Source organism: Carnobacterium sp. (assembly GCF_032094055.1).
Taxonomy (GTDB): domain Bacteria; phylum Bacillota; class Bacilli; order Lactobacillales; family Carnobacteriaceae; genus Carnobacterium_A.
Genome location: NZ_DAMDAK010000001.1, coordinates 53527 through 59635 on the forward strand (window position 1 = coordinate 53527; position 6109 = coordinate 59635).

The following is a 6109-nucleotide window of genomic DNA, read 5'->3' on the forward strand; positions in this document are numbered from 1 at the left end:
ACCTTCACCGAAATAAACAAACATCATCATAGTGATAATTTCAAATTCACTCGGCCCATCTAATTCCGTTTCTTCAAGTTCACAAGCTAACGGGTATACAATGTTGGCTAATCGTATGATTTCTTTATCTGAAATAGGTTCTCCATTAACGCTGATGCGTTCATTGAAGAGTTCAATATACGGCGATGTATATGTTCCAACTACTTGACCATTAGCTTGCAGCATATTTCTTAAAAAAGTAACTGTAGAGCCTTTCCCATTTGTCCCGGCCACATGAATTGCTTTGATTTTCTTATTGGGAAAATCCAGTTTCTCTAACATCCATTCCATTCTTTTCAAACCGGGCTTCATCCCGAACACTTTTCTTCCATGTATCCAATTTAATGTTTCTTCATATGTTTCAAACATTAAGCAACCCACCATTTCTTATACTGACATCCTTACCCATTATAAACTACTCCTATTGAATATGGTATTCAAAAAACCTGTCTTTCACTTTAATGAAAGACAGGTTCTTCAACAAATTTATTTGATTAAAGTTGTGCTTTTAATACTGTAATCCGTTCTTGAACGATTGTGTATTTCTCGAGATATTCAGTTTCTTTGGCTCTTTCAGCTGCCACTACAGCTTCTGGCGCTTTATTCACAAATTTTGCATTAGCCAATTTCCCTTTTACACGCTTCACTTCTTTATCCCATTTATCTAGCTCTTTTTCAAGACGTGTAATTTCTTCTTCCAAATTGATTAAGCCGGTTAAAGGAAGATAAATTTCAGCCCCTGTAATCACAGCGGTCATTGCTGTATCTGGAGCTTCTACATTGCTTGAGATTACTAGTGTTTCAGGGTTGCAGAAACGTTCAATATAAGAGACATTTTCGTTTAAAAATTGTTCGATGGTCTCATCATTTGTTTTGATCAGCAATTCTATTTTTTTCGACAAAGGTGTGTTTACTTCAGAACGGATATTACGAACTGCACGAATCAATTCCATCAATACATCCATCCCTTTAGTTGCCTTTTCGTCTGATAATTCAGGATGTACGACTGGGTACTCTGCAACTACTAATGATTCGCCAACATGAGGAATGTTTTCCCATATCTCTTCAGTAACAAAAGGCATAATCGGGTGTAAAAGACGCAATGTTTGATCCAAAACATAAGCTAAAATGCTTCTAGTCATTTGTTTAGCTTGCTCATTTTCACCAAATAGCACTTCTTTACTCATTTCAATGTACCAGTCACAAAAATCATCCCAAATAAAGTGGTATAAATAACGTCCAGCTTCACCGAATTCAAATTGCTCAAATAGATCAGTAACTTTTGCAACAGTTTCATTTAATTTTGTCAGAATCCAACGATCTGCTACTGTTTTTTCACCTGTTAACTTGATTTGTTCAACTGTGAAACCTTCCATATTCATCAAGGCAAAACGGCTGGCATTCCAAATTTTATTGATAAAATTCCAAGCAGCATCCATTTTGTCATAACTAAATCGTACGTCTTGCCCAGGAGCAGATCCATTCGATAGGAACCAGCGCAATGCATCCGCACCGTATTGATCGATTACATCCATTGGATCGATTCCGTTGCCTAACGATTTGCTCATTTTGCGTCCGTCTTCATCACGGATCAGTCCATGAATCAGCACATTCTTAAACGGCCTTTTTCCAGTAAACTCTAAACTTTGGAAGATCATCCGGCTGACCCAGAAGAAAATAATATCATAGCCGGTAACTAGGGTATTCGTAGGGAAATAACGCTTAAAGTCTTCTGCTTCTTCATTTGGCCATCCCATTGTTGAGAACGGCCATAAAGCTGAACTAAACCAAGTATCCAATACATCAGGATCTTGAACCCAATTGTCGCTGTCTTCTGGTGCTTCCATACCAACATACAATTCTCCGGTCGTTTTGTGATACCATGCAGGAATACGATGTCCCCACCATAATTGACGCGAAATAACCCAGTCATGGACATTTTCCATCCAACGCATATACGTGTTCTCAAAACGTTCAGGCACAAAATTCACTTTGTTCTCTGTTTCTTGATTATCCATAGCTTCTTTTGCTAAAGTTTCCATTTTAACAAACCATTGTGTCGATAAGCGCGGTTCAACTACTACTCCAGTCCGTTCAGAGTGTCCCACACTGTGAACCATTTTCTCGATTTTGATCAAACGGCCTTCTGCTTCCAAGTCCTTAACGACTGCTTTACGAGCTGCAAAACGATCCATACCAGCATATTTACCAGCTAACTCATTCATCGTACCATCTTCATGCATCACATTGATTCGAGCTAAATCATGACGGTTTCCGACTTCAAAGTCGTTAGGGTCATGAGCTGGTGTGATTTTAACGACCCCGGTACCAAAATCCATTTCAACGTACTCATCTGCAATAATTGGGATTTCACGGTTCATTAACGGCAACAAAACAGTTTTCCCAATCAACTCTTGATACCGTTCATCTTCAGGATGCACTGCAACCGCAGTGTCACCTAGCATTGTTTCAGGACGTGTAGTAGCAATTTCGACAGTTCCGCTGCCATCTGTTAACGGGTAGCTCATGTGGTAAAAAGCTCCTTCAACATCTTGGTGGATAACTTCAATATCAGATAACGCTGTTTTAGCTTTCGGATCCCAGTTGATGATGTATTCGCCGCGGTAAATCAATTTCTTATCATACATTGTAACAAATACTTTTTTAACAGCTTCTGATAAGCCATCATCTAACGTAAACCGTTCGCGACTGTAATCAACAGATATACCAACTTTTGCCCATTGTTCCCGAATAACACTAGCATATTCTTCTTTCCAGTCCCAAACTGTTTGGATAAATTTATCGCGCCCTAAGTCATAACGAGAAATACCTTCTTCAGCTAATTTTTCTTCTACTTTAGCTTGTGTGGCAATTCCTGCATGATCCATTCCAGGTAGCCATAAAGTATCATAACCTTGCATACGTTTTTGCCGTACAATAATATCCTGTAAAGTCGTGTCCCACGCATGCCCCAAATGTAATTTCCCCGTAACATTGGGTGGCGGGATTACAACAGAATAAGGTTCTTTGGTCTTATCTCCACTTGCTTTAAATAGATCTTTTTCTAGCCATTTTTCATAACGATTTGCTTCCACTTCTTTTGGCTGGTATTTCGTCGGCATTTTTAATTCATCCGTCATATCTTATACCCTCTTTTCTTATTTTTTTCAAAGCGATTAAAAAGCGATTAATGGATAAAACAAAAAAAGCACTCATCCTAATCATTATTAGGACGAATGCTTTGTTATTCGCGGTACCACCTAGTTTGCACATCCTTTATTATTGGATATACCTCTCACTTCACGTTTTTAACGTAACGCCACTCCGTACAAAGCTACTCTTTTTTCGCCCTGTCAGCTCCCAAGCTACCTTCATCTTATTTTGGTTAAGAACTTCCACCATCTGTTCTTTTCTCTACTAAACCAAAAATAACATTACTCTTCTTGTTCATCGCTTTTTAAGTATGTCTTATTCTAGCATTGAAAAGGTGTGAATTCAATCCTGTTTTTTAAATTTAGGGTAGGATAAATTTTCTGTATTCGACGAAAGGAACGTTGCCCCCAAGTCGTATTCCCTATTTTTACGAGGTCTAGGCGGGCTTGAACCTTTTCTTAATTTGCTGTTCATTTTAGCGAGCTGCTTTTGCCGCTTCAATCGCTTTGTCGTAATCCGGTTCCTCAACCATTTCTGCAACAGCTTCTTTATAGACTAGTTTGCCAGCTCCATCAATGACAAACACTGAACGTACTAGTGCATTTAATTCAGGAATAGCTATCCCATAAGTTTTACCGAATGTTTGATCTGTATCATGAAGCATCTCCATCTCAATACCTTCTCCGGCACACCATTTTTCTTGCTGCTCTTTTGTATTTGTTGAAACAGTTATCAGCTGCACGCCTTCAATATCATTTGCATCTGCATTAAAAGCTTTAGTTTGAATTGCACAAACACGCGTATCAATATCAGGTACAACGCTGATTAATACGACTTTCCCTTTGAATTGACTTAACCCAATCGTTTCATCTTTCAAATTTTTTAGAGAGAAGTCTGGTGCTTGTTCTCCTACTGCAGGTTGTGTACCTTCTACTTTAAGCGGTGTTCCTTTTCTTGTAAATTCCATTTATCCTCACTCCTATTTATCTGACTACTTCTTACTAAGTATACGTGGTCTAAAATAGAAAAAGCAACTATCTCACTTTTTATTTCGCCTTTTGCGGAAGCAGCCAGCCATCATAATAAACTAAAGTCAGAATTTCACTAGTGAGATCAATGTATCGGATATCAATGTTTTCTGGTACTTTTACTCTACCTGGAGCAAAATTTAAGATCGCTGTAACTCCTGCATCAACTAGCATGTTTATAGCATCTTGTGAAGACTCACTTGGAACAGTAGAGATAGCTACATCTATCTCTTCACGGTCAAGAATCTCGGACATTTGTTCAATAGAATAAATAGGCACGCCAGACAATACTTTTCCAGTACTTTCTTTATTGATTTCAAAACCGCATGTAATTTTCAAGTTATTGTCTTTGCTAAAATTATTTGCAATCAATGCCTTTCCTAAGTTTCCTACTCCCATCAAAGCAATATTAACGATTTTATTCACATTTAATAAGTCATGAAATATTTCCGTCACGTATTCTACTTCATAGCCATAACCGCTTCTGCCTAATTCTCCAAAGTGAGAAAAATCACGACGAATTGTTGCAGAAGGAATTTGCGTTATTTGACTTAATTCCTTTGATTTTATCCGTTTAATTCCGCTTTCTTTCAATTTATTCAAGCAGCGATAATATAGCGGCAGCCTTTTAGCAGTCGCTTTGGGGATATGTCGTTCTAGTTGTTTCTTTTCCATTGAAACTCCTCCGTTTACAAGTCTATTTCTTTGAATCATATCATTTAGAAGTGCACTTTACAACGATTTTGTGATTAAAATCACATTTAATTTTATAACCAGTATACCACAGATTCTTTTATATTTTTACTTTTAATCAATAAAATAAAAAAAGATGAGTTTAACCTCATCTTTTGGTCTTTCTTTTAGTTACATAAAAATAATACAGCAGTAATTTTCTTTAAAGAAGATCAGAAAAAGCTTCTTTTTGTTGCTCTTCTAATGTATCGCCTACTTTGATTTTTGAGATAACCAAGTGATCCATCGCCCGCTGAATCAAGCCTTCTATGTCTAATCGTGCTTCATATTGTCTTGCTTTTTCTAAGTCGGGTTTTGTCTTAGGGGCAGGCGGCGCAAAAATTGTACAACAATCTTCAAATGGTTGTATCGATAACTCAAATGTATCAATTTTTTGGGCTACTTCGATAATTTCGTTTTTATCCATGGAAACTACTGGTCGAATGACCGGCGTAGTGGTGACATCATTAATAGCAATCATGCTGTGCAATGTCTGAGATGCAACTTGACCCAGAGATTCTCCATTGATAATAGCTAACCCATTTCGTTCTTCACGAATGCGGTCTGTAATGCGCATCATCATACGGCGTGTAACTGTCATCAGGTATCCTTCTGGTACACTTTTTTTAATTTCTTCTTGAATCTCTGTAAATGGCACTTCAATAAATTGAATACTGCCAACAAAAGCAGCCATTTTCGAGGTCAAATCTTTTGCCTTTTGCAAAGCGCGAGGACTTGTATAAGGAGGACTATGAAAGTGAACAGCTTCCACTTCTACGCCTCGTTTCATTGTTAAATAACCAGCGACTGGTGAATCGATTCCGCCTGACAGCATCAACATGCCTTTCCCACTTGATCCAACTGGTAATCCACCTGCTCCTAAAATTGTTTGACTGGAAAGAAAAATTCCTTCTTTGCGTATTTCTACACGTATATTGATATCAGGGTTTTTAACTTGAACTTTGATTCCTTCCACTTCTCTCAGAACCTCTGAACCTAGTAATTGATTGATTTCATTTGTGTCTAATTCAAAATCATGATCAGATCGCCGAGTTGAAATTTTAAAAGTTTGGCCTTCTTTGTATAATTCTTGAACCATTGCTACAGCGGTTGCCTTCACTTGTTCCATTTCTCGTTCAAGGCGCATAACAGGAGAA

4 protein-coding genes, 1 pseudogene and 1 other annotated feature are annotated in these 6109 nt (G+C 37.8%); all 5 genes and pseudogenes read right to left on the reverse strand.

Annotated elements, in window-relative coordinates; genetic code table 11:
• Window positions 1–408, reverse strand: a pseudogene (locus RT405_RS00335) (bifunctional folylpolyglutamate synthase/dihydrofolate synthase); the annotation flags it as partial.
• A 125-nt stretch (window positions 409–533) separates the two neighbouring features.
• The gene (locus tag RT405_RS00340; protein WP_313466712.1) at window positions 534–3179 is read right to left on the reverse strand and encodes a valine--tRNA ligase; all 2646 of its coding nucleotides are present in this window, start codon (window positions 3177–3179) and stop codon (window positions 534–536) included.
• A gap of 85 nt (window positions 3180–3264) precedes the next feature.
• Window positions 3265–3499 (reverse strand) — a binding site (T-box leader).
• A gap of 168 nt (window positions 3500–3667) precedes the next feature.
• Window positions 3668–4159, reverse strand: coding sequence for a thiol peroxidase (gene tpx / locus RT405_RS00345; protein WP_313466713.1), 492 nt, complete (start codon window positions 4157–4159; stop codon window positions 3668–3670).
• A 79-nt stretch (window positions 4160–4238) separates the two neighbouring features.
• Window positions 4239–4895 carry a redox-sensing transcriptional repressor Rex gene (locus RT405_RS00350; RefSeq protein WP_313466714.1) on the reverse strand — a complete coding sequence of 219 codons (657 nt, stop codon included), beginning with the start codon at window positions 4893–4895 and terminating at the stop codon, window positions 4239–4241.
• A gap of 220 nt (window positions 4896–5115) precedes the next feature.
• A partial coding sequence (gene thiI, locus RT405_RS00355) for a tRNA uracil 4-sulfurtransferase ThiI (protein ID WP_313466715.1) occupies window positions 5116–6109 on the reverse strand: 994 nt, incomplete at its 5' end.

Excerpts from the sequence above, each read along its gene's own strand:
- RT405_RS00340 (WP_313466712.1), bottom strand. The coding sequence starts at position 3,179 with ATGACGGATGAATTAAAAATGCCGACGAAATACCAGCCAAAAGAAGTG.
- RT405_RS00350 (WP_313466714.1), bottom strand. The coding sequence starts at position 4,895 with ATGGAAAAGAAACAACTAGAACGACATATCCCCAAAGCGACTGCTAAA.
- tpx (WP_313466713.1), bottom strand. The coding sequence starts at position 4,159 with ATGGAATTTACAAGAAAAGGAACACCGCTTAAAGTAGAAGGTACACAA.